Source organism: Nocardia sp. NPDC004718, from assembly GCF_053601535.1.
In genome coordinates, this window is record NZ_JBSGCA010000011.1 from 73,665 (window position 1) to 95,716 (window position 22,052).

Sequence of the window (22,052 nt, forward strand, 5' to 3'; positions counted from 1 at the left end):
TAATCACCCCCCACCCACCTATATAAACACCCCCAAACAACCAAATTACCCCAACCCCCCCCACTCCCCAACCCAACCGACCCCCCCCCGCCCCGGCGCCGCGCGCCGCCCGCCCACGGCTGCGTACTGGTCTGCACCCGCAGACCCAACTCGTCCAGCGGGATACGGGGATTGGGGTTTCGGAAGTTCAAGCTGGGCGCGAGCTGCCCGTGCCGCAGGCACAGTGCGGTCTTGATCAATCCCGCGATTCCCGCGGCGCCTTCCAGATGCCCGATATTGGTCTTGACCGAACCCACGGCCAGCTGCCGGCCCGCCGGGCGGCCCGCGCCGTAGATTTCGCCCAGCGCCGCTGCCTCCACCGGGTCGCCCGCGGGCGTGCCGGTGCCGTGCAATTCCACGTACTGCACCGACGCGCCGTCGACCCGGGCCGCCGTCAGCGCGGCCCGGATGACGGCGGCCTGGGTAGCGGCGCTCGGGGCGCTCAACACCTGCCGCTCGTTGCCGTTGTTGACGGCACTGCCACGGATCACGGCGTAGATCCGGTGTCCCGCGGCGATCGCACGCTCCACCGGCTCGAGCACGATCATGCCGCCGCCTTCGCCGCGGACGGTGCCGTCGGCCCGGTCGTCGAAGGTGTGGCATTTCCCCGACGCCGAATGCGCGCCGAACTGCTCGTACCGCTCGCCGCTCAACGGAGACAGGATGAGATTCAGCCCGCCCGCCACGGCCACCTCGCATTCGCCGCCGCGGATCGATTCGCAGGCCAGGTGCACCGCGACCAAGGACGAGGACTGCCCGCTGTCGACCACCAGGCTCGGCCCGGTGAACCCGTAGTAGTTCGAGATCCGGTTGGCGGCGACCCCTCGTCCGACGGCCCACAGCGAATGCCGACCGACGCCGGTGCTGCCCTGCGCGGCAACGATTTCGGCGAAATCGGTGCCGGTGCAGCCGAGGAACACACCCGCCCGCGCGCCCGTCGCGTCGCCGAGACCGGCGTCCTCCCACGCCTCCCAGCTGAGCTCGAGCCCGAGCAACTGCTGGGGGTCGATGGCGTTCGCCTCGTTCGGTGGGACGCCGAAGAATCCGGCGTCGAATTCGGTGGCCGAGTCGAGGAATCCCGCGGTCTCCTCGAGACCGGGCCGGTCGGCGGGCGCCCGCCCGACGGCATCGCGGCCCTCGCGCAGCAATCGCCAGAACTTCTCCAGGTCGGAAGCGCCCGGCATCCGGCACGACATTCCGACGATAGCGATGTCATTCGCCGCTTCGACCATGGGATTTCCTCTGTCTCGCCGCTTCGATGCCGCGTGCCACGCCCGCCCGGCGGTCATCGCGGATCTCCGTCACTGCCTGCCGCCGACCGCGCGAGGATCGGCTCCTTGTCCTCGAGTTCGCCCAGCCAGCGCCGTATCTCGGCCGCGACGGCCGAGGTCGCCGCCCCGATGATCGAGAAGTGGTCGGCGTCGAGTTCGACCGTCTCGCCGGTGTGCAGCCAGGCAGGCACCGGCTCGGCGAGGTCGAGCCCCGGCAGCGGTGTCGCGGCCCGCAGGTCGAACGTCGGCGCGGTGATCGACAACGGCCTGCGCTGCTCGAACAGGCGCGCGTATCTCGCCATGGCGACCAAGCCGTGATCACCGATCTCGGTGACCTCGTGGCCGAGGTCGAGTACGGAGCCGATCGCGCTCAGCAGCACCCGGCGGTTCTGTTGCGGGTCGTCTGGTGAATACGTGTCGAGCAGGATCACCGCGGACGGGCCGCGCCCGTCCCGCTCGAGCCGATGCGCCAGCGCATGCGCGATCGCGCCGCCCGCCGAGTAGCCGAGCAGCACGACCGGCCGGTCGTCTCCGCGGTTGCGCACCGCCGCCGCCAAGTGATCCAGCAGCACGTCCCACGACTCGGGCAGCGCCTCGCCCGGCTGCGTACCGGGCAGGCGCAGTGCCGCGATCGACCGGTCGCCGCCGAGTTCCCTGGCGAGCCGCGCGAACTGGTGCGGCCCGGTGCCGACCACGAACGACGGAACGCACAGCAGTGTGGCCGCTCCGGCGCCTCTACTCAGTGGGATCGGCGCCGGATCGCCGGAACCCGCCGCAGCGGTGAAAGTGTCGACGAGTTCGGCGCTCTCCAGCAGCATCGGTATGGCGGCGCCGACCCGGCCGCGCCGGTGCGCGGCCAGGACCAGCTCGGTGAGCGCACCCCTGGCCCCGGTTTCCACGAGCATCGCGGGCACGGCGGCGGGCTCGTCCGCGGGCACCATCTCCGCGATCCGGGAACCTAGGTACGCCGCCAGGGCCTCGCCGGTGGGATGGTCGAAGACGAGTGTCGACGGCAGCGCCAGCCCGGTGGCCTGGGCGAGGCGATTGCGGAACTCGATGCCGGCCAGCGAGTCGAATCCCAATTCCGTGAACGGAGCCCGCGGATCGATCACGTCGCCGGAAGTGTGGCCGAGGCTCGCGGCGATGTGTTCCCGAACGGCGGCGAGTACGACGCCTGCGCGCTCCGCTTCGGCGGTCGCGGCGAGCTGCTGTGCCAGCGAACGCACCCCGCCTGCCCGTCGCGGCGCCGCGGTGACCAGGGAACCGAGCATCCTGGGCAACGCACCCGATGCGGCCAGGGTGTTCAGCACCGGCGAATCGAGACGCACGCCGACACCGGTCGGCTCGCCCGCGGCAACCGCACTGTCCAGCAACGCCATTCCGTAGTCGTCGTCCAGCGGTATCACGCCCTCACGGCGCATCCGCGCGATGTCGGTCTCGGTGAGGGTGCTCGTCATGCCGCTGTCCGCGCGCCACGGTCCCCACGCGATGGACGTGGCGGGCAATCCCCGGTGGTGCCGGTGCTGGGCGAGCGCGTCGAGGAAGGCGTTCGCCGCCGCGTAGTTGGCCTGGCCCGGGCTGCCGATCGTCCCCGCGAACGAGGAGAAGAGCACGAACATCGACAGCTCGAGATCGGCGGTGGCTTCGTGCAGATACCAGGCCGCGTCGGCCTTCGGCCCCAGCACCGTCGCGAGCCGCGCCGAGGTGAGGTCGGTCAGGAGACCGTCGGCGAGAGCGCCCGCGGTGTGCACGACCGCGGTGAGCGGATGTTCCGGCGCCACGGTGGACAGCAGCCGGTCGACGGCCGCCCGATCGCTCACATCACAGGACCGCACCTCCACGTGTGCGCCCAGTTCGGACAGTTCCGCCGCCAATTCCGCGGCACCCGGCGCGTCCGGGCCGCGCCTGCTCGCCACCAGCACCCGGCGCACACCGTGCTCGACGACCAGGTGCCGGGCCGTGAGCGCACCAAGGCTGCCGGTGCCGCCGGTGATCAGCACCGTGCCGTCGGGATTCGGCCGCGGCGACCGTGTCCGGTCCGCCCCGCCCCGGCTCAACCGCGGCACGTACACCGCACCATCGCGCACGGCCACCTGGGATTCCTCGGCCATGGCCAGCGCGGCCGCGACGGCACGGCGGTATCCCGACCGGTCCGCCACGTCGACCAGGACGATCCGTCCCGGGTTCTCGTGCTGCCCGCTGCGCAGGAGGCCCCACACGGCCGCGCCGGCGAGGTCCACCGGTGCGGCGGGCGTCACGGCGACCGCACCGCGGGTGACCACGACGACGCGATCGTGGCGGGTCAGCAGTCCGGTGACCCGTTCCGCCGTCTCGGCGAGCCGGGTTCGCACCACGCCGGGCACATCGCTGTCCACCGGTGTCTCTTCGACCTGGATCACGGCGACGGAGGCTCCGTCGACGCGCACGAACTCGTCGGCGCCGCCGCGTGCCCAGTGCGCGTCCGCGACGAGGCCGGTGCGTTCCGCGACCGGCACCGGGACCCACCGGAGCCGATACGGGTCGTGCCCGGTCGGGGCGGCGCCTGCGGAACGCAGCGTGTCGATCGGAATCGGGCGCATGGTCAACGCCGAGATCCGGAAGATCTGCTCCCCGTGCGGATCGGTGAGCGTCACCGCGATCGGCTGGTTGTCCCGGTCACCGGATCCGGACTCTGCCGCGGTCAGCCGTACCCGCGCCGCGCCCGCGCCCACGGCGTGCAGGTCCACGTTCTCCCACGAGTAGGGCACGTAGATCTCGTCCGGAGCAGGCTCCCCGGTGAGCCCGGTGAACCGGATCGCGTGCAGTGCCGCGTCCAGCAACGCCGGATGCAGCCCGAACCGATCGGCCGCCGAATGCTCTTGTTCCGGCAAGCGCACCTCGGCGAAGACCTCCTCGCCGCGCCGCCACAGTGCGGTCAGTCCCTGGAACAGCGGTCCGTGCCCGTAGCCGCGGTCGGCGAACTCGGTGTACATATCGCTGATATCGACCGGCTCCGCCCCGGCAGGCGGCCAGGTTTCCGTCGTCGGGTTCGCCTCGGCCGACGGCGCTTGCGCGACAAGGGTTCCGGTAGCGTGCCGGATCCAGTCCGCCTGTTCCGGCGCGCCGGAACGACGCGGGCGCGAATACACCGACACCGCACGCGCGCCGGTGTCGTCGGGGCCGTCGGCCAGCACGCGCAATTCGACCGAGCCGTCGGCGGGCACCGCCAGCGGCGCCGTCACCACGAGCTCGGCCAGGCGCGGGGTGCCGGTCATCGCGCCGATGTACAGCGCCAGCTCGGCGAAGGCCGTGCCGGGCAACAGCACCGTCCCGCCGATCATGTGGTCGGCGAGCCACGGATGGCTCGACAGCGACAACCGGCCGGTCGCCACCACACCGTGCGAGTCGGGCAGCCAGACCGCGGCGCCGAGCAGCGGATGGTCGACATCGTCCAGGCCGGAGGACCGCACGTCGGGCGTGTGCTCGATGGCGGACAGCCAATACCGCTGGTGACGGAACGCGTAGGTGGGCAGAGGGATCCGCCGCGACGAGCCGCCCTCCCACAATGGCCGCCAGTCCACCGTCGTTCCGGCGACGTGCGCACGCGCCAGGAACGTCACGAACTGGCGCGCTTCCGCTCCCACGCGGCGGGCCGCCGGGGCCGTCAACCATCCGCTCCCTGGCTCGTCTCCGATGACTCCGCGGGTCATGGTCGTGAGTACGGCGTCGGGACCGATTTCGAGGAACCGGCGCACGCCGGTGTCGGCCAGCGCCCGGATGCCGGGCGCGAACCGGACGGCCGCGCGGATCTGCCCGACCCAGTACTCCGGGTCGGTGAAGGTCTCCCCCACCGCCCCGGTCACATTCGACACGATCGGCAGCACGGGTTCCCGGTAGGTCAGTTTCTCGGCGACCGCGCGGAAGCCGGTCAGCGCGGGTTCCATGCGCGCGGAGTGGAACGCGTGGCTGACCTGCAGCCGCGTCGTCTTGCGGCCCTTGGCCGCGAAAGTTCGTTCCAGCTCGTCGATCGCGTCCGCGTCGCCGGAGATCACCACCGCGTCCGGTGCGTTCACCGCGGCGATCGACGCGCGGTCGCCGAAACCGGTGAGTAGTCGCGCCGCATCGGTTTCGGAGACGGATACCGCGAGCATGGCCCCGCCTTCCGGCAGCGCTCCCATCGACCGTCCCCGCGCCGCCACCAACACGCACGCGTCGGGCAACGACCACACTCCCGCCACATACGCGGCCACCAACTCGCCGATCGAATGCCCGATCAGCACGTCCGGGGTGATCCCGAACGACTCCACCAGCCGGAACAACGCCACCTCGAACGCGAACAACGCGGGCTGCGTCCACTCGGTCCGATCCAGCACACCCGACGGATCGGCGAACATCACCTCCCGCAACGACGGCGACGGATCACCCACCGAAAGCGAACGCGCCGCGTCGGCCGAGTTCTCCCGCAGCCGATCGAATTCGGCGCACACCTCGTCCAACGCGTGGGCGAACACGGGGTAGGCCGAGTACAGCTCGGCGCCCATGCCCACCCGCTGCGCGCCCTGTCCGGTGAACAGGAACGCGGTCCTACCCGATCCGGCCGTCCCTTCGACCACGCCGGACCCGGTACCCGCGGCCAATTCCGCCAGTCCAGCCAGCAATTGCTGCCGATCCCGGCCGAGCGCGGCGCCACGCCACTCCAGCTGCGCGCGGGTCTCCACCAGCGAGCGTCCGACAGCACGGGCGTCGGCGTCGGGATGCTCGGCCGCCCAGGCGCGCAGCCGTTCCGCTTGCGCCCGCAGACCGGCCTCCGATTTCGCCGACACCACCCACGCGATCACACCGTCCGGATCGCAGCGGTGGTCCCGCACGGCGGGCCGTTCGTCGCGTGCGGGCGCTTCTTCCACGATGACGTGCGCGTTCGTCCCACTGATCCCGAACGACGACACCCCCGCCCGCCGTACCCGCTCCCCCGCGGGCCAGGGCTCCGCTTCGGTCAGCAACCGCACCGACCCCGCCGACCAATCCACGTGCGGCGAGGGAGCGTCCACGTGCAGCGTCCTCGGCAGCATCTCGTGCCGCAGGGCCTGCACCATCTTGATCACGCCGCCCACGCCCGAGGCCGCCACCGAATGGCCGATATTCGACTTCAACGAACCGATCCGCACGGGTACGGTCCGCCCTTGCCCGTAGGTCGCGATCAGCGCCTGCGCTTCGATGGGATCGCCCAGCGGAGTTCCCGTGCCGTGTGCCTCCACCGCGTCGACGTCGGCCGGCTCCAAGCCCGCCGCCGCCAGTGCCGACGCGATCACCCGCTCCTGCGAGGGACCGTTCGGCGCGGTCAGGCCGTTGGACGCACCGTCCGAATTCACCGCCGAACCCCGGATCACCGCCAGCACATCGTGGCCCGATCGCCGAGCGTCCGAAAGCCGTTGCAGGGCGAGCACGCCGACCCCTTCCGACCAGCCGACGCCGTCCGCGCCCGCGGCGAACGACTTACACCGCCCGTCGGGCGCGAGCCCCCGCTGCCGCGCGAAGTCCACATACAGCTCCGGGCTGCCCGACACCGTCACACCGCCGGCCAGCGCCAGCGACGTTTCCCCGTTTCGCAGCGCCTGGCAGGCCAAGTGCAGCGCCACCAGCGAGGACGAGCACGCCGTGTCCACCGTCATGGCCGGACCCTGCAGGCCCAGGACATAGGCCACCCGTCCCGAGGTGACGCTGTCGGAGTTCCCGGTCATCCGGAATCCCTCGTATGCGCCGACCACCCGCTCGGAATAGCCGGACGGGGTAGCCCCGACGAACACTCCGGTATCGCTGCCGCGCAGCGCGGTCGGATCGATACCGGCGTCTTCCAGCGCCTCCCAGGCGGCCTCCAGCATCAGCCGCTGCTGCGGATCCATGGCCGTCGCTTCCCGGGGGCCGATCCCGAAGAAAGCGGCGTCGAACGCGCCCGCGTCGGTGAGGAAGCCGCCCTCGCGCACGTAGGTGGTCCCTGGTTCGTCCGGGTCCGGGTGGTACAGCCGATCGAGGTCCCAGCCCCGGTCCGTGGGGAACGGCGTGATCGCGTCGGTACCCGAGACCAGTAGCTGCCACAGCTGCTCGGCGGAACTCACGCCGCCGGGATAACGGCAGCTCATGCCGACGATGGCGATCGGCTCGTCCGCGCGGGTCCGCGACGTCACCCGCACCGGACGTGGTCGCGCGGCCGGAGCGTCCCCGAGCCTGGAGACGAGGAAACCCGCCACCGCACGGGAACTCGGATGGTCGAATACCAGGGTCGAGGGCAGCGGCAGCCCGGTGGCCTTGGCGAGCCGGTTGCGGAATTCCACACCGGCCAGCGAGTCGAAACCCAACTCCGTGAACGCGGTATCGGGGTCGATCGCCTCCGCGGTGGCGTGCCCGAGCACGGCCGCCGCCTGCTCCCTGGTCACGGCGAGGGCCACCTCGGCACGGTCGGCGGGCGCGGCCGACGCCAGCCGCCCGACCGGATCCCCACCGGCGCGAGCCGTCCGCGCGGACGAGGGCGCCAGCGCACTCAGCAGTTTCGGGAGCGCTCCCGCCTCGGCCTGCTCCGCCAGTCCCGACCGATCGAATTCCGCACCGACCACCAGCGCCGAGCCCGCGGTGAGCGCGGCGTCGAAGAGGGACAGCCCCGTCGTATCGCCGAGCGGGCGGAAACCCAAGCGCCGCAGTCGTTCCAACCCCGATGTACCGAGGTCGCCGGTCATTCCCGTGCCCGCGTTCCACGGCCCCCAGGCCACCGACACCGCGGGCAGGCCCGCGGCGCCGCGCAGCCGGACCACCGCGTCGGCGAACGAGTTCGCCGCCGCGTAGTTGCCCTGGCCCGGCGAGCCCGCCAGCCCCGCGAGCGACGAGAACACCACGAACGCCGAAAGGTCCGCGTCCCGCGTCGCCTCGTGCAGCAGCCAGGTGCCGTCCACCTTCGGGCGCAGCACCCGATCCACTTGCTCCGTGGTCAGGGTCTCGACGGTGCCGTCGTCCACCACACCGGCGGCATGCACGATGCCGGACAACGGGAACCGCTCCGGCACCGACGCCAGTACCGCGGTGAGGTCGCCGCGATCGGCGATGTCACACGACTCGACATCCACTCCCGCGCCCAGCGCCGACAGCTCCGCGAGGAGTTCCGGGACCCCGGCGGCGTCGCGACCGCGTCGCGAGACCAGCAAGAGCCGCCGAACTCCGTGCTCGGTCACCAGATGTCGCGCGATCAGCGCGCCCAGCCCGCTGGTGCCGCCGGTCACCAGCACCGTACCCGTCCCGAACGACATCGCCCCCGGGTCCGGTGCGGCCGCGATCCGGCGCACCCGTGGCGCCGACAACCGGCCGTCGCGCACCGCGACCTGTAGTTCGTCCGCGGCCAGCACCGCAGCCACCACTCCGGCGTCGATCTCGCCGTCCCGATCGAGCAGCACGATCCGGCCCGGATGCTCCGCCTGCACGCTGCGCAGCAGGCCCGCGACGGCAGCGGCCGCCGGGTCGGGCGACTCGCCCGGCAATCCGAGCGCGTTCCGCGTCACCACGATCAGCCGCGCCCGGTCGTACCGCGTGTCGGTCAGCCACGACCGCGTCAGCTCCAGCGTCCGCGTAACCCATTGCCTGCCCGCTCGCGCCGGGTCCGCGCCCGCTGCTGCGGTCTCGGCCACCCAGACGATCGTTGCCGCGTCCACATCGGCGTCGACCGATTCGCTCAGGTCGCCGACGCGCAGGTCGATTCCCGCCACGCGTCCCGTACCGAGCACCGCCATCGATCCCGTCGGCTCGGCGGTGCCGGTGGACACCGGCACCCACTCCAGACCGTGCAGCGGCACCGGCGCCGTATTCGACCTGACCCGCTCCACGGTGCGCCGCTCCACCGGATGCACCACGACGGATTCCGTGCTCAGCACCGGTGCGCCGGTCTCGTCCACCACATCCATCCGGATCCGGTAGCCGCCCGACAGCACCGCGCGGACCCGGACCGGCCCGGAGCCGGACCGGGCCAGCCGCAGGCCCCCGACCGTGACCGGCAGCGGAACCCGCCCGGCGGGCAGCTCGTCCATGACGAAGTCGAGCGCGGGGTGCAGACAGGCGTCGAACAACGCCGGATGAATGCCGTAACCCGACGCCGCGGCGGCGGTGGCGTCGTCCAGCGATACCGCGGCGAACACCTCGTCGCCGCGCCGCCACACCGCGCGCATCCCGCGGAAGGCGGGACCGTATTCCATTCCCAGGCGCGCGATCCGCCGATAGATCGCCTCTTCGTCGAGTTGTTCCGCGCCAGCGGGCGGCCAAACTCGATCCCAGCCGGTGGCGAGTTCGGGGCCGGGGTCGGCGGCGAGCACGCCACCGGCATGGGGAACCCACGCCTCGGCGTCGTCGAGGTCCGCGGTCCGGGAGTACAGGGTGAAGCTGCGCCGACCGTCCGCTTCGGCCGCACCGACCGACACCTGCACGTCGACGGCGCGCTCACCGAGGGCCAGTGGGATGTCCAGCCGCATCTCCTCGACCGAGCGCATCCCGAGCCGATCGCCGATCGCCGACATCACTTCCAGATACGTCGTCGCCGGTACCACCGGCGTACCGAACACCACATGATCGGCGATCCACGGCTGCCTGCCATTCGACAGCTGCCCGGTGAACAGCCATTCGTCCTTGCCCGCCACCGGCACCGCGTCCAGCAGGATCGGATGGTCGGCGGCGCCCGCCGCGACCGGCCGGACCACGTCCAGCCAATAGCGCCGACGCTGAAAGGCATAGGTGGGCAGTGAAATACGCACCGGGGACCGGCCCTCCGACAAGGGCTGCCAGTCCACCTCGACACCGGCGTTGCAGGCATGCCCGAGGAAGCCGAGGAACTGGGTGACCTCATCGACGCCGCGCCTGCTCGCCGCCGCCACGACGGACCGGGACCCGACCTCGTCGGGCAGGCACTGACGGGTCATCGCCGTCAGCACCGCATCGGGGCCCACCTCGAAGAACTTCCGGACACCGAGGTCAACCAGCGCGTCGACACCCGGGGCGTAGCGCACGGTGTCGCGGACATGACCGGCCCAGTACAGCGAATCCGACAGCGCTTCGCCGCCCACGACGCCGAACACGTTCGACACCACCGGCAGCAGCGGGCTCCGGTAGTCGAGACCGGCGGCCATCGCCTCGAATTCCGGCAGCATCGGTTCCATCGACGCCGAGTGGAACGCGTGGCTGACCCGCAACCGTGACGTCTTGATCCCGTCCGCCGTCAGCACGGATTCCAGCTCGGCGACGGCCGTTTCGGTACCGGAGATCACGATCGCGGAGGGTCCGTTGACCGCCGCGATCGACAGTTCGCCGCGGAATCCGGCGATGAGCTCGGCCGCTCGCTCCGAAGGGACGGCCGCGGCCAGCATCGCGCCGCCTTCGGGCAGCGCGCCCATCAACCGCCCCCGCGCCGCCACCAACGCGCACGCGTCGGCGGTCGACCACATCCCCGACACGTACGCGGCGACCAATTCGCCGATCGAATGCCCGATCAGCACGTCCGGGGTGATCCCGAAGGACTCGATCAACCGCACCATCGCCGCCTCGTAGGCGAACAACGCGGGCTGGGTGTACTCCGTGCGGTGCAGGAGGTCCGCACCCGCGGCACCGAAGACGATGTCCCGCAACGACATTCCAGGCTCGGGGAATTCGAGCAGACCGTCGAATTCGGCGCACAGCTCGTCGAACGCCGCCGCGAAGACCGGGAACGTCGCGTACAGCTGAGCGCCCATGCCGACCCGCTGCGCCCCCTGCCCGGTGAACAGGAACGCGATCTTCCCGCCGACGGGGCCGCCCTCGGCCACTCCCGGCGACCCCGCACCGGTCGCCAGATCCGCCAGCCCGGCCAGCATGGCCGCGCGGTCGCCCGCGACCACCGCGGCGCGCCGATCGAATCGGGCCCGCGTCGTGAGCAGCGAATGGGCCACGTCCACCGGGTCGGCGTCGGGCCTGGCCGCGAGCCACTCGCGCAACCGAGCGGCCTGCGCTCGCAGCCCCGCCTCGGTTTTCGCCGACAGCAGCAGCGGCATTCCCGGCGCCGTCGGCGAAGCGTCCGCCGGTTTCGTCACCGCCGCGCGCTGCGGGGCGCCCGGCGCTTCCTCCACGATGACGTGCGCATTGGTGCCGCTGATCCCGAACGCGGACACCCCCGCCCGGCGCACCCGCTCGACCGAGGCCGACCACGGCCGCTGTTCGGTCAGCAACCGCACGGCCCCCGCCGACCAGTCCACGTGCGGCGACGGAGCGTCCACGTGCAGCGTCTTCGGCAGCATCTCGTGCCGCAACGCCTGCACCATCTTGATCACGCCACCGATCCCGGCGGCGGCCTGGGCGTGCCCGATATTCGACTTCAGCGAACCGACCCACAGCGGCTCGGTCCGGCCCTGCCCGTAGGTCGCCATCAACGCCTGCGCTTCGATCGGGTCGCCCAGCGGTGTGCCCGTGCCGTGCGCCTCCACCGCGTCCACGTCCTCGGGAGCCAGTCCCGCCGTGGCCAGCGCCGCCGCGATCACCCGTTCCTGCGACGGACCGTTGGGCGCGGTCAGCCCGTTGGACGCACCGTCCTGGTTCACCGCCGAACCCCGGATCACCGCGAGCACGTCGTGACCGAGCCTGCGCGCGTCCGACAGCCGCTCGAGCACCAGCACACCCACGCCTTCGGCCCAGCCGACACCATCGGCGGAGGCCGAGAAGGCCTTGCACCGCCCGTCCCGGGAAAGACCGCGTTGCCGCGAGAACTCGACGAACATGAACGGCGTCGACATCACCTGGGCGCCACTGGCCAGCACCAGCGAACTCTCACCTTGGCGCAGCGCCTGACAGGCCAGGTGGATGGCTACCAGGGAGGAGGAGCAGGCGGTGTCGATCGTGACCGCCGGACCCTCGAATCCAAAGGTGTAGGCCACGCGACCGGAGAGCACGCTACTGGTGGAACCGGTACCGATATACCCTTCGGCTACCGAACCCGCGGCCTTGGCGATCTCCTCGTAGTCCTGATAGGAGACCCCGGTGAACACGCCGGTGTCACTGCCGCGCAATACCGACGGATCGATACCGGCGTGCTCCAGCGCTTCCCACGACGCCTCCAGCAGCAACCGCTGCTGCGGATCCATCGCCGCCGCCTCGCGCGGACCGATTCCGAAGAAGCCCGCGTCGAAATCGGCCATGCCGGAAAGGAATCCACCTCGGTCCAGGTAGGAGGTTCCCGGGTGGTCGGGGTCGGGATCGAACAGCCGATCCAGATCCCACCCGCGATCGACGGGGAACGCGCCGATCGCGTCCGCACCGGCGGCCACCAGCTCCCACAGTCCATCCGGCGATTCGATACCGCCCGGGTACCGGCAGCTCATGCCGACGATCGCGATCGGCTCATCGGCACGGATCCGGCGCGTCACCCGCGCGGGCCGCCCGGCATCGGTTTCGGTCGCCTCGCCCACCCGCGAGCGCACGAATGCCGCCACCGCGGCAGCGGTGGGGTGATCGAACACCAGCGTCGAGGGCAGTTGCACGCCGGTGGCCTTGGCGAGGCGATTGCGGAACTCGACACCGGCGAGCGAATCGAAGCCCAGTTCGGTGAACGGCGCCGTGGGATCGATGGCTTCGCCGGAGATATGGCCGAGCACACCGGCGACCTGTTCGCGAACGACGTCGAGCACGATCGCCGCACGCTCCTGCGCGGGCGCGGCGGCCAGCCGCCGCGCCAATGTCCCGCTCGTCTCGGCGGCCCGCCGCACCGGCACCGTGACGATCGACTGCAGCAGTCGCGGCAGCGCGCCTTCCCGGGCCTGCACCGCCAGTGCCTCGGTGTCGAACTCCGTCGCGATCACGACCGGCGACGGCGCGGCGACGGCGCGATCGAACAGCGCCAAGCCATCCGCCGTTTCCAGCGGCCGCACGCCGAGGCGACCCATCCGCGCCATCGCAGCGCCGCCCAGGCCACTGGTCATGCCGATGCTCTGGTTCCACGATCCCCAGGCGATCGATACGGCGGGCAGCCCCGCCGCCCGCCGCCGTGCTGCCAGCGCGTCCAGGAACGCGTTCGCCGCCGCGTAATTCCCTTGGCCGGACGTGCCGACCACACCCGCGACCGAGGAGAACAGCACGAAGGCGGCCAGTCCGAGGTCGCCGGTCAGTTCGTGCAGATGCCAGGCGGCGTCGGCCTTCGACGCCAGCACCCGGTCGAGCTGTTCGGCGGTCAGGGTCTCGATGGTGGCGTCATCGAGCACGCCCGCGGAATGGATCACCGCGCTGGGCGCGAACTCGTCCGACAGATCCGCCAGCAGCGCCGCCACTTGGGCCCGGTCGCCCACATCGCAGGCCGCCACCCGCACCCGCGCGCCCGCGGCGGTCAGCTCGCTCACCAGATCGGCCACCCCGTCGGCCTGTTCACCGCGCCGCGACACCAGCACCAGCCGCCGCACGCCGTGGGTGGCGACGACATGACGCGCCGCCTCGGCTCCCAGTCCGCTGGTGCCACCGGTGATCAGCACCGCACCCGCACCGAGACCGTTGCCGTCCGCCGCCGCGTGCTGCCTGCGCAGCCGCGGGACGCGCAGTTCTCCGCCGCGCACGACCAGCTGCGGTTCCTCCGACCGCACCGCCGCGGCGATCACTTCGGTCGTGAGGTCGTCCTCGGGTGCGGCGTCGAGGAGAACGAACCGGCCGGGGTGTTCGGCCTGGGCGCTGCGCACCAGACCGCACACCGCGGCCCCGGCCGGGTCAGGGCTCTCGCCCGGCAGGCCCGCGGCACCCCGCGTCAGGATCACCAGCCGCGAATCGTGCCACCGTTCCTCGGCGTGCCATTCCCATATCAACTCCAGCGCCGCCCGCAGCCAGGTACGTGTCCGCGCGGTCACGTCGCCATCGGCCGGTCCGTCCGGCGACCACACGACGATCTCCGGCTGCGCCTGGTCGCCGAGTAGATCGGCCGGTGCCGTCCCGCGGCGATCGGCGCCCGCGACACTCGCCGCCCCGAGCAGCGCGACCGTCCCCGCCGCGCCGCCCGCGACGGCGGCCACCGGCACCCATTCGATGTCCGACAGGGACGCACGGCGTCCAGCTCCACGGTCGAGTGCCTTGGCATCCACCGGGCGAGCCGTCAGCGCGTCGAGGCTCAGCACGGGCGCACCGGTGTCGTCGAAGGCGGCCACCCGGATCCGTCCGGCCCCCACCCGTTCCAGACGCACCCGAAGCGTCGTCGCCCCGGCGCGATACAGCCGGACCCCACCGAACGAGAACGGCAAGGGCAGCCTGCCCGCGGGCATGTCGTCGGCCAGTTCGGTGATCGCGGTGTGGAAGGCGGCGTCCAGCAGGGCGGGATGGATGCCGAAGGCCGGTCCCTGAGCATCGGGCTCGGTAGCGAGCGACACCTCGGCGAGCAGGTCGTCGCCGTCGCGCCAAGCCGAGGTGACGCCTTGGAACAGCGGACCGTAGCCGAAGCCGAGCCGCGCCAACCGGTCGTAGAGTCCGTCGACCGGCACCGATTCGGCCCCGCCCGGCGGCCATCGCCCGTCCTCCGGCGCGGCGTGCGATCCCGATTCGACCCAGGCGGGCACACTCTCCGCGGCGGCGACGAGGACACCGTTGGCGTGTGAAATCCACTCGCTCGCTTCGGTTTCTCCGGCCACCACCGCACGCGAATAGATCGCGAACCGGCGCGCGCCCGCGTCGTCGGCGGGTTCGACGGTCAGCTGCACGTCGATCGCGACGTCGTCGGTCAGCGACAGCGGCGCTTCCAGCAGCAGTTCCTCGACGAACCCGGCACCGAGCCGGGCCCCCGCGGTCAGTGCCAGTTCCACGAACGCGGCGCCGGGCAGCAGCGCCGACCCGAAAACGGCGTGCTCGGCCAGCCACGGGTGCGTCCGCAACGACAGCCGACCGGTGAACAGCCATTCGTCCCGGCCGGCCAGCGGCACGGCGCCGGTAAGCATCGGATGATCCGACGACTCGAGTGACGCCTCGATCCCGAGCGGCTCCAACCAGTACCGCTGCCGCTGGAACGCGTACGTCGGCAACGACACACGTTCTGATGTCCGCCCGCTGAAAAGGGGGCGCCAGTTCACCTCGACACCGGCGGTGTGAGCTTGCGCGAGCATGGTGATGTACTGCGTCACCTCGTCGCCCGAACGGCGCGACGCGGCCGTCACCATCGACTCGGCTTCGATCCGCGGGTGTTCGGCCAGGCAGCGACGTGTCGTCGCGGCCAGCACCGCGTCCGGGCCGACTTCGACGAAGCGACGGACCCCGGCGGCCACGAGAGCGTCCACGCCCGGCGCGAACCGCACGCAGCCGCGTAGCTGCTCGACCCAGTAACCCGGATCGGTGAATTCGGCCCCGGCGAGCGTCCCGGAGACATTCGACACCACCGCGATCGTGGGCATCCGGTACGTCAGCCGCTGTGCGACTGCGCGGAATTCCGCGAGCATGGGATCCATTCGCGCGGAATGGAACGCATGGCTGACCCGCAGCCGCGAGATCGTGACCCCCGCATCGGACAGCTGCCGCTCGACCGCACCGACGGCGTCCGCGTCGCCGGAGAACACCACCGACGACGGACCGTTCACCGCCGCCACCGACAGTTGACCCTCGTGGGCAGCCGTGATCTCGACGGCACGCTGCTCGGTGACCGCCGCGGCGAGCATGGCGCCGCCTTCGGGCAACGCCCCCATCAACCGCCCACGCGCCGCCACCAACGCGCACGCATCCGCCGTCGACCACACACCCGCCACATACGCCGCCACCAGCTCACCGATCGAATGACCGATCAGCACATCGGGAGTGAGGCCGAACGACTCGACGAGCCGGAACAACGCCACCTCGAACGCGAACAGCGCAGGCTGGGTGAACTCGGTGCGGTGCAGCAGATCCGCACCCGCGGCGCCGAAGACCACGTCCTTCAGCGAGACACCCGGCCCGAGCAAGCGATCGAATTCTGCACACAACTCGTCGAACGCCGCGGCGAACACCGGAAACGCCGCATACAACCCTGCCCCCATGCCCACCCGCTGCGCACCCTGACCGGTGAACAGGAAGGCCGTCTTCCCCGATCCGGCCACACCTTCGAGCGCACCGGCGGACGCACCGGCCGCCAACTCCGCCAACCCGGACAGCAACTGATCGCGATCGCTACCGACTACCGCGGCGCGCCGATTCCATTGCGCCCTGGTTTCGATCAGCGCGGACGCCACGCTCCACAGGCCGGCGTCCGGGTGTTCCAGCAGCCACGCGTGCAGCCGCGCCGCCTGGGCGCGGAGCGCGTCATCGGTCTTCGCCGACACCAGCAACGGAACGACGGTTGCCGCGCACGCCGGACCGGCTTCGGTATCGGCGGACTCGCCGTCGGACCCGGCGACCGGCGCGGGCGCTTCCTCCACGATCACATGCGCGTTCGTGCCGCTGATCCCGAACGACGACACACCCGCACGGCGCACCCGCTGCGCCGACGTGGGCCATGCTTCCGCCTCGGTCAGCAGCCGCACCGCCCCCGCCGACCAATCCACGTGCGGCGACGGCGCGTCCACGTGCAACGTCTTCGGCAACACCCCGTGGCGCAGCGCCTGCACCATCTTGATCACACCGCCGACACCCGCCGCCGCCTGCGCATGACCGATGTTCGATTTCAGGGAACCGATTCGCAGCGGCTCGTCCCGCTGCTGTCCGTACGCGGCGATCAGGGCCTGCGCCTCGATCGGATCTCCCAGCGACGTGCCCGTACCGTGCGCCTCGACCGCGTCCACATCGGTGGGCGTCAGCCCTGCCGCGGCCAGCGCCGAGGCGATCACCCGCTCCTGTGACGGACCGTTCGGCGCGGTCAAACCATTGCTCGCGCCATCCTGATTCACCGCCGAGCCCCGGATCACGGCGAGCACCTCGTGCCCCGACCGCCGCGCATCCGACAGGCGCTCCAGCACCAGCACGCCCACGCCTTCGCCCCAGCCCACCCCATCGGCCGCCGCCGAGAACGCCTTACACCGACCGTCCCGCGACAGACCTCGCTGCCGGGAGAACTCGACGAACAGGAACGGTGTCGACATCACCGTGACGCCGCCCGCCAGCACGAGCGACGCCTCTCCGCGCCGCAGCGCCTGGCAGGCCAGGTGGATGGCCACCAGCGACGACGAGCACGCCGTGTCCACCGACACGGCAGGGCCTTCCAGGCCCAACGTATAGGCCACCCGTCCCGAGACCACACTGCCCGTCGAACCGATACCCGCGTAGCCCTCCGCGATCGGTCCGGCGGCCCTGGCGGTGTGCTCGTAGTCCTCGTACATGACACCGGCGAACACGCCGGTATCGCTGCCGCGCAGCGAGGTCGGGGCGATACCGGCGTTCTCCAGGGCCTCCCAGGAAGCCTCCAGCAGCAGCCGCTGCTGCGGGTCGGTCGCCGCCGCCTCCCGGGGGCCGATGCCGAAGAATCCCGCGTCGAAGTCGCCCGCGCCGCGCAGGAAGCCGCCCTCGCGCGTGTACACCTTGCCGAAGCGGTCCGGGTCCGGGTCGTACAGCCCCTCGAGGTCCCAGCCCCGGTCCGCCGGGAACCCGCCCACCGCGTCCACTTCCGCCGCGACCAGCTCCCACAGCTGCTCCGGCGATTCGACGCCGCCCGGATAGCGGCAGCTCATGCCGACGATCGCGATCGGCTCGTCGATCTTCTCCCGCAACTGGGTCAGATCGTCGCGAGTCGTCATGAGCTCGACGGTGACCTTCTTCAGGTACTCCAACATGCGGTCGGACGATTCACCAGCGCTCGAGTCCACGTTTCACATCCCGGGTATCGCAGGGTCGACGAAGAAACCCGGCGTCGCGAGCAGCGGCGCGGGTCGGCGAGAACTACCGAGTAGTTCGATCAGGTATCGGTGACGAAGCAGCCGGTCGAGGCACGGGCGAGCAGGGCGACTCGCCCGCGCGCGCCTGCACGGCTGCGCATTGCGGCAGAATAATGTTTCTCGGCGGTCACCGAGACGGACATCTCGCCGTTACCTTTACTGACGGTAAATCCGACACCATAGAACACTTCACTTACCACAAATCTTTATCCGTGGCGAGCGCTTCGTTTCCCACTGCTGAGAAGAGGAACCTACAGCACATGCACAATCTTTCTTCGGCGAGCAAGGCGACCGGACGATCGTCCAGTCGCGTGCTGAGCGTTAGCCTGCCAGCCATTCCGGTTTCCCGCAAGTGATACGCAGACCCCGCTGTTCCATAGATCGGGCGCCGACCCGCCGGACCCATCGGAGGCGAATCGCACCCCTTCCCGGCACACCGAAGGGGCTGGGGCGAATGCCGCACGGCAGACCACTTACGGCGATGTCATGTGCGAATGCCGCAAGCCCGCACCGTTCGCCTCGATGGGCAAACCACCGCCGAGACATCGTATGTCGCTGCGGATCCGAGCTGCGACCCGCCTCGCGGCCGAGCGAAGCATGTGGTCCGCCCTCGTGTCATCCCGCGAACAGGTCGTAACAAGATCGTTGCTGGGTACCGATGCCTATCCGAAGACCGGAAGCGACGGCCGCCATTTCCGGCACGCCCGAAGTGTTACCTACGGAATTCCCGCAAGGCGGACGGATACGACTGAGCCGTCCCGAATACACACCTGAAAATGCGACGTCCAACCCGATTCGCCGGAATGCAGGTTTCACGCCCGCCCACGTTCCGCGTGAACACTCCGACCACAGTTCACGCGCGCAGAACAGGGCCCGCATTATCGCGGCTCGTCGGCGTAGCGGCCTATTCGGAAAAGCTTTTGTTCACGTGAACAAAAGTAATGCCGGCCCGATTTTCGCGAATGTTCGTCCGAGGCGAACGGCGACTACGGCCGCGATTCGGCGCAGCAGTCGCTGAGCGCGGTCGGCCGGATCCGGAATGCCCCGATGCCCACCGAGCGGCGGTGCGAGGGTCCGCTCGGTGGGCACACCGCCGCGCGCCGGGGACGTGCGCGCCGGACAGAGGCGGGTCGAGGGATCCCGTCCGGCGGGCGAAACGCGTGGCGGTCGGCGCTTCCGTCGAGCGGGCGGCCGAAGTCAGGGCACGAGCCACGCCGCTCGACGGAAACAGGTCATTCGATGGCAGAAGCGCGCTGGTCGACGGCATCGAAGCCGGGCCAACGCTAGAACCGGCGGACGCGGTCACGTATGCGCGACGACCGGATCTGGAGACCTCACGAACCCGTTCGGCGCGGTTGGGGAAACGGCACAAAGAATGCGAAAGAGCGCTCCCGGCATTCGGCGAATAGGGTCGTCCGGCACAAGCGAGCAGCTCGGAAACGGTGAATTATCCAGATCACCAAGTCATTACGGCTCTGCGACGGCCTACGGCCGCATCATGGACGGACGCCGCACCCAGCCATCGGTGGCCATCCGGTGGCCGACCGCTTGGAGATTCCGTGTCCGCCATCGTGGTTCCGCTCGCCCGCACCGCGCCGGACGCGCGGTCGCCGACGCCGCCGTGCCGATCACCTCGGCCGGTCACCTCGCCCGCGCGGTGGGCACCCTCTACCGACGCGGCACGGACGTGGTCGGCACCGTGACTCCCGAGCAGGTGCCTCCCCGGGCGTGGCGGTTCGGTCCGCTCCCGTGACGAGAGCCCGCCGTCGTCCGCCGTTTCGCATTACAGGAGCAACCATGAACGAGACCGCGGTGAATCCGGCCGATCAGGCCAGATCGCTCGTCGACCATCGTTACCGTTCCACTCTCCGCTATGAGGTGGAACGGGAAAAGATCCGGGAATTCGCCCGCGCCGTCCAGGATTCCCATCCCGCGCATCGCAGCGAGGACGCCGCGGCCGAACTCGGTTTTCCCGGGCTCATCGCGCCCGCCACATTCAGCTCGATAATCCTCACCAGAGTGCACCGCGAAATTCTGGATACGCTGATCACCGGCTACGACCCGACGCGGATCCTGCACGCGGACCAAGTTTTCGACTTCGGCAGGCCGTTGCTGGCGGGCGATCGCCTGACCTGCGACATCTATTTCGAATCGTTCCGGCACTTCGGCGATTACGACGTCCTCGCGATCAAGAGCGTGCTCATCGACCAGCACGGCACTGTGGTGCAGACCGGCTCCAGCGCATTGCTCGCCCGGGTGGGCGGTCGCGATCCGTGGTTGGCCGATGCCGTACGCAAGGTCGCCATGGGCCATCGCTCCCCGGACGCACCGGCTCGGGGCAGCGCCGTCGTCCCGGCCGCGGCGGATCACCTCGCGCCGACGCCGCTACGCCGGGTACCGCGTCCGCGCGTCGCTTTCGCCGACCTTTCTGTGGACGCCGAACTGCCCCTTCGCACCATGCGCCTGTCCCGTGGCGACCTGGTCAACTACGCCGGGGTGACGGGCGAATCCAATCCGGTGCTGTTCGACGAAAGGGTCGCGGTCGCCAGCGGCCTGCCGACCGTGGTCGCTCCTGGAATGCTCAAATTGGGTCTGGCCACCTCGTTCTTGAGCTCCTGGCTCGGTGACCCCGCGGCCCTCACCCGGTTTCGTGTGCAGTTCGCGCACAACACGCAGCACCTGCGCATACCACCGGTGGGCACCGGCGTGGTCCAATTCCGCGGCCGGGTCACCTCCATCGACCCGCGCAGGCGGCGGGCGACCATCGCGGTCGACGCGCGCGCCGAGGGACGCAGACTGTTCGGCTACGCCGCCGCCGAAGTGCGCTTCCCATAGGCGAGCACCGGCTGATCAGGCCGCCGTACCGGCCCGGTCGCGGACAGTCACGCGCGACAGGCCGGCGAGCGACGCCAGGCGGCGGTGCGAATCCAGCCGCGCGTCGCGATCGTAGGTACTGGTGTGCACGAGGATCTCGTCGGCGCCCGTCCTGCCCACCAGCCGCTCCAGTTGGCCGGCGACCTCGTCCTCGGTTCCGTACAGGTGGCCGCGCAACCCTTCGTCGAAGATCCGGCGCTCCCGATCGGTCATGGTGCGCGCCGCGATTTCCGCGGGCGGCATCAGGGGCGGGAACTCGCCACGGGTGCGCGCGTATGCGCCGGACCACGCCTCCGGCAGCAGCAGCCGATGCGCTTCGGCAGTGCTGTCGGCGATCACGATCGAGGCGGAGACCACGACGTAAGGCGCCGCGCCCACCGCGGCGGGGCGGAACAAGGCACGATAGCGCTCGATAGCCTCCACCATGCGGTCCTCCCCGCCGATCGCGGCGATGACCAGCGGCAGCCCGAAGCGGGCGGCGCGCTCGGCGCCGGACCCGGTCGCCAGCAGGAACGCCGGGATACGCAGCCCTTCGGCGGGCCACGCGTGCACCCCCTGTCTGCCCTCGGCGAAGTACCCCAGCAGCTCGGCGAGCTGGGCGTCGAAGTCCTCCGCGTCGCGCTTGTCGTGCCCCAGCGCTCGCCGCACGCCGTCGGTGAACCCGACCGAGCGGCCGAGACCCATGTCGATGCGTCCCGGGTAGAGCGATTCCAGCACGCCGAACTGCTCGGCGACCACCAGCGGCTGGTGGTTGGGCAGCATCACACCGCCCGTGCCGATCCGGATCCGCTCGGTCGCTCCCGCCGCCGCGGCCGCGAGCACGGTCGGCGCCGAGCCCGCCACGCCGGGCACACTGTGGTGCTCCGAGACCCAGAAACGGTGATAGCCCCACTGTTCGGCGAGCCGGGCGAACTCGACGGTCTCCCGCAACGCGGCCGGATGGCTCTGACCGCGCCGGACGCGCGAGCGATCGAGAACGGAGAACCGGACAGGGGACAGCGCCGAGGTCATATCGGTGTCAACGCGAGCGCGCCGCGCTCATTCCGCC

6 protein-coding genes are annotated in these 22,052 nt (G+C 70.8%); 2 read left to right on the top strand and 4 right to left on the bottom strand.

Annotated features, from left to right (window positions below; translation table 11 throughout):
- The 3 genes from ACWEH3_RS10960 to ACWEH3_RS10970 all read right to left on the bottom strand — a co-directional run.
- Nucleotides 1-1,271: beta-ketoacyl [acyl carrier protein] synthase domain-containing protein (locus tag ACWEH3_RS10960; protein WP_452358307.1), on the bottom strand; the 1,271-nt coding region annotated here is incomplete at its 3' end.
- Nucleotides 1,272-1,324: 53 nt separating this feature from the next.
- Nucleotides 1,325-18,028: an SDR family NAD(P)-dependent oxidoreductase gene (locus tag ACWEH3_RS10965; RefSeq protein ID WP_452358308.1), complete on the bottom strand. Its 16,704-nt coding sequence runs from the start codon at nucleotides 18,026-18,028 to the stop codon at nucleotides 1,325-1,327.
- A 122-nt stretch (nucleotides 18,029-18,150) separates the two neighbouring features.
- Complete coding sequence (locus tag ACWEH3_RS10970) at nucleotides 18,151-18,330, bottom strand: hypothetical protein (protein ID WP_450020047.1); 180 nt, start codon at nucleotides 18,328-18,330, stop codon at nucleotides 18,151-18,153.
- A gap of 1,298 nt (nucleotides 18,331-19,628) precedes the next feature.
- Here ACWEH3_RS10970 and ACWEH3_RS10975 point away from each other — a divergent pair.
- Together ACWEH3_RS10975 and ACWEH3_RS10980 are read left to right on the top strand one after the other, a co-directional pair.
- Complete coding sequence (locus ACWEH3_RS10975) at nucleotides 19,629-19,883, top strand: hypothetical protein (protein WP_450020049.1); 255 nt, start codon at nucleotides 19,629-19,631, stop codon at nucleotides 19,881-19,883.
- Nucleotides 19,884-19,927: 44 nt separating this feature from the next.
- Nucleotides 19,928-20,965, top strand: a complete 1,038-nt coding sequence (locus tag ACWEH3_RS10980) for a fused (3R)-hydroxyacyl-ACP dehydratase subunits HadA/HadB (protein WP_450020051.1) — start codon at nucleotides 19,928-19,930, stop codon at nucleotides 20,963-20,965.
- Between the two features lie 15 nt (nucleotides 20,966-20,980).
- On the opposite strand, the gene ACWEH3_RS10985 is transcribed toward ACWEH3_RS10980, so the two are convergent.
- A complete protein-coding gene (locus ACWEH3_RS10985) occupies nucleotides 20,981-22,015 on the bottom strand; it encodes an LLM class flavin-dependent oxidoreductase (RefSeq protein ID WP_450020053.1) in 1,035 nt (344 codons plus the stop codon).
- Nucleotides 22,016-22,052 lie beyond the last annotated feature (37 nt).

Bases quoted from the DNA above. Each gene is read 5' to 3' on its own strand.
- ACWEH3_RS10975 (WP_450020049.1), top strand. From the start codon at position 19,629: ATGGACGGACGCCGCACCCAGCCATCGGTGGCCATCCGGTGGCCGACC.
- ACWEH3_RS10985 (WP_450020053.1), bottom strand. From the start codon at position 22,015: ATGACCTCGGCGCTGTCCCCTGTCCGGTTCTCCGTTCTCGATCGCTCG.
- ACWEH3_RS10965 (WP_452358308.1), bottom strand. From the start codon at position 18,028: ATGTTGGAGTACCTGAAGAAGGTCACCGTCGAGCTCATGACGACTCGC.
- ACWEH3_RS10980 (WP_450020051.1), top strand. From the start codon at position 19,928: ATGAACGAGACCGCGGTGAATCCGGCCGATCAGGCCAGATCGCTCGTC.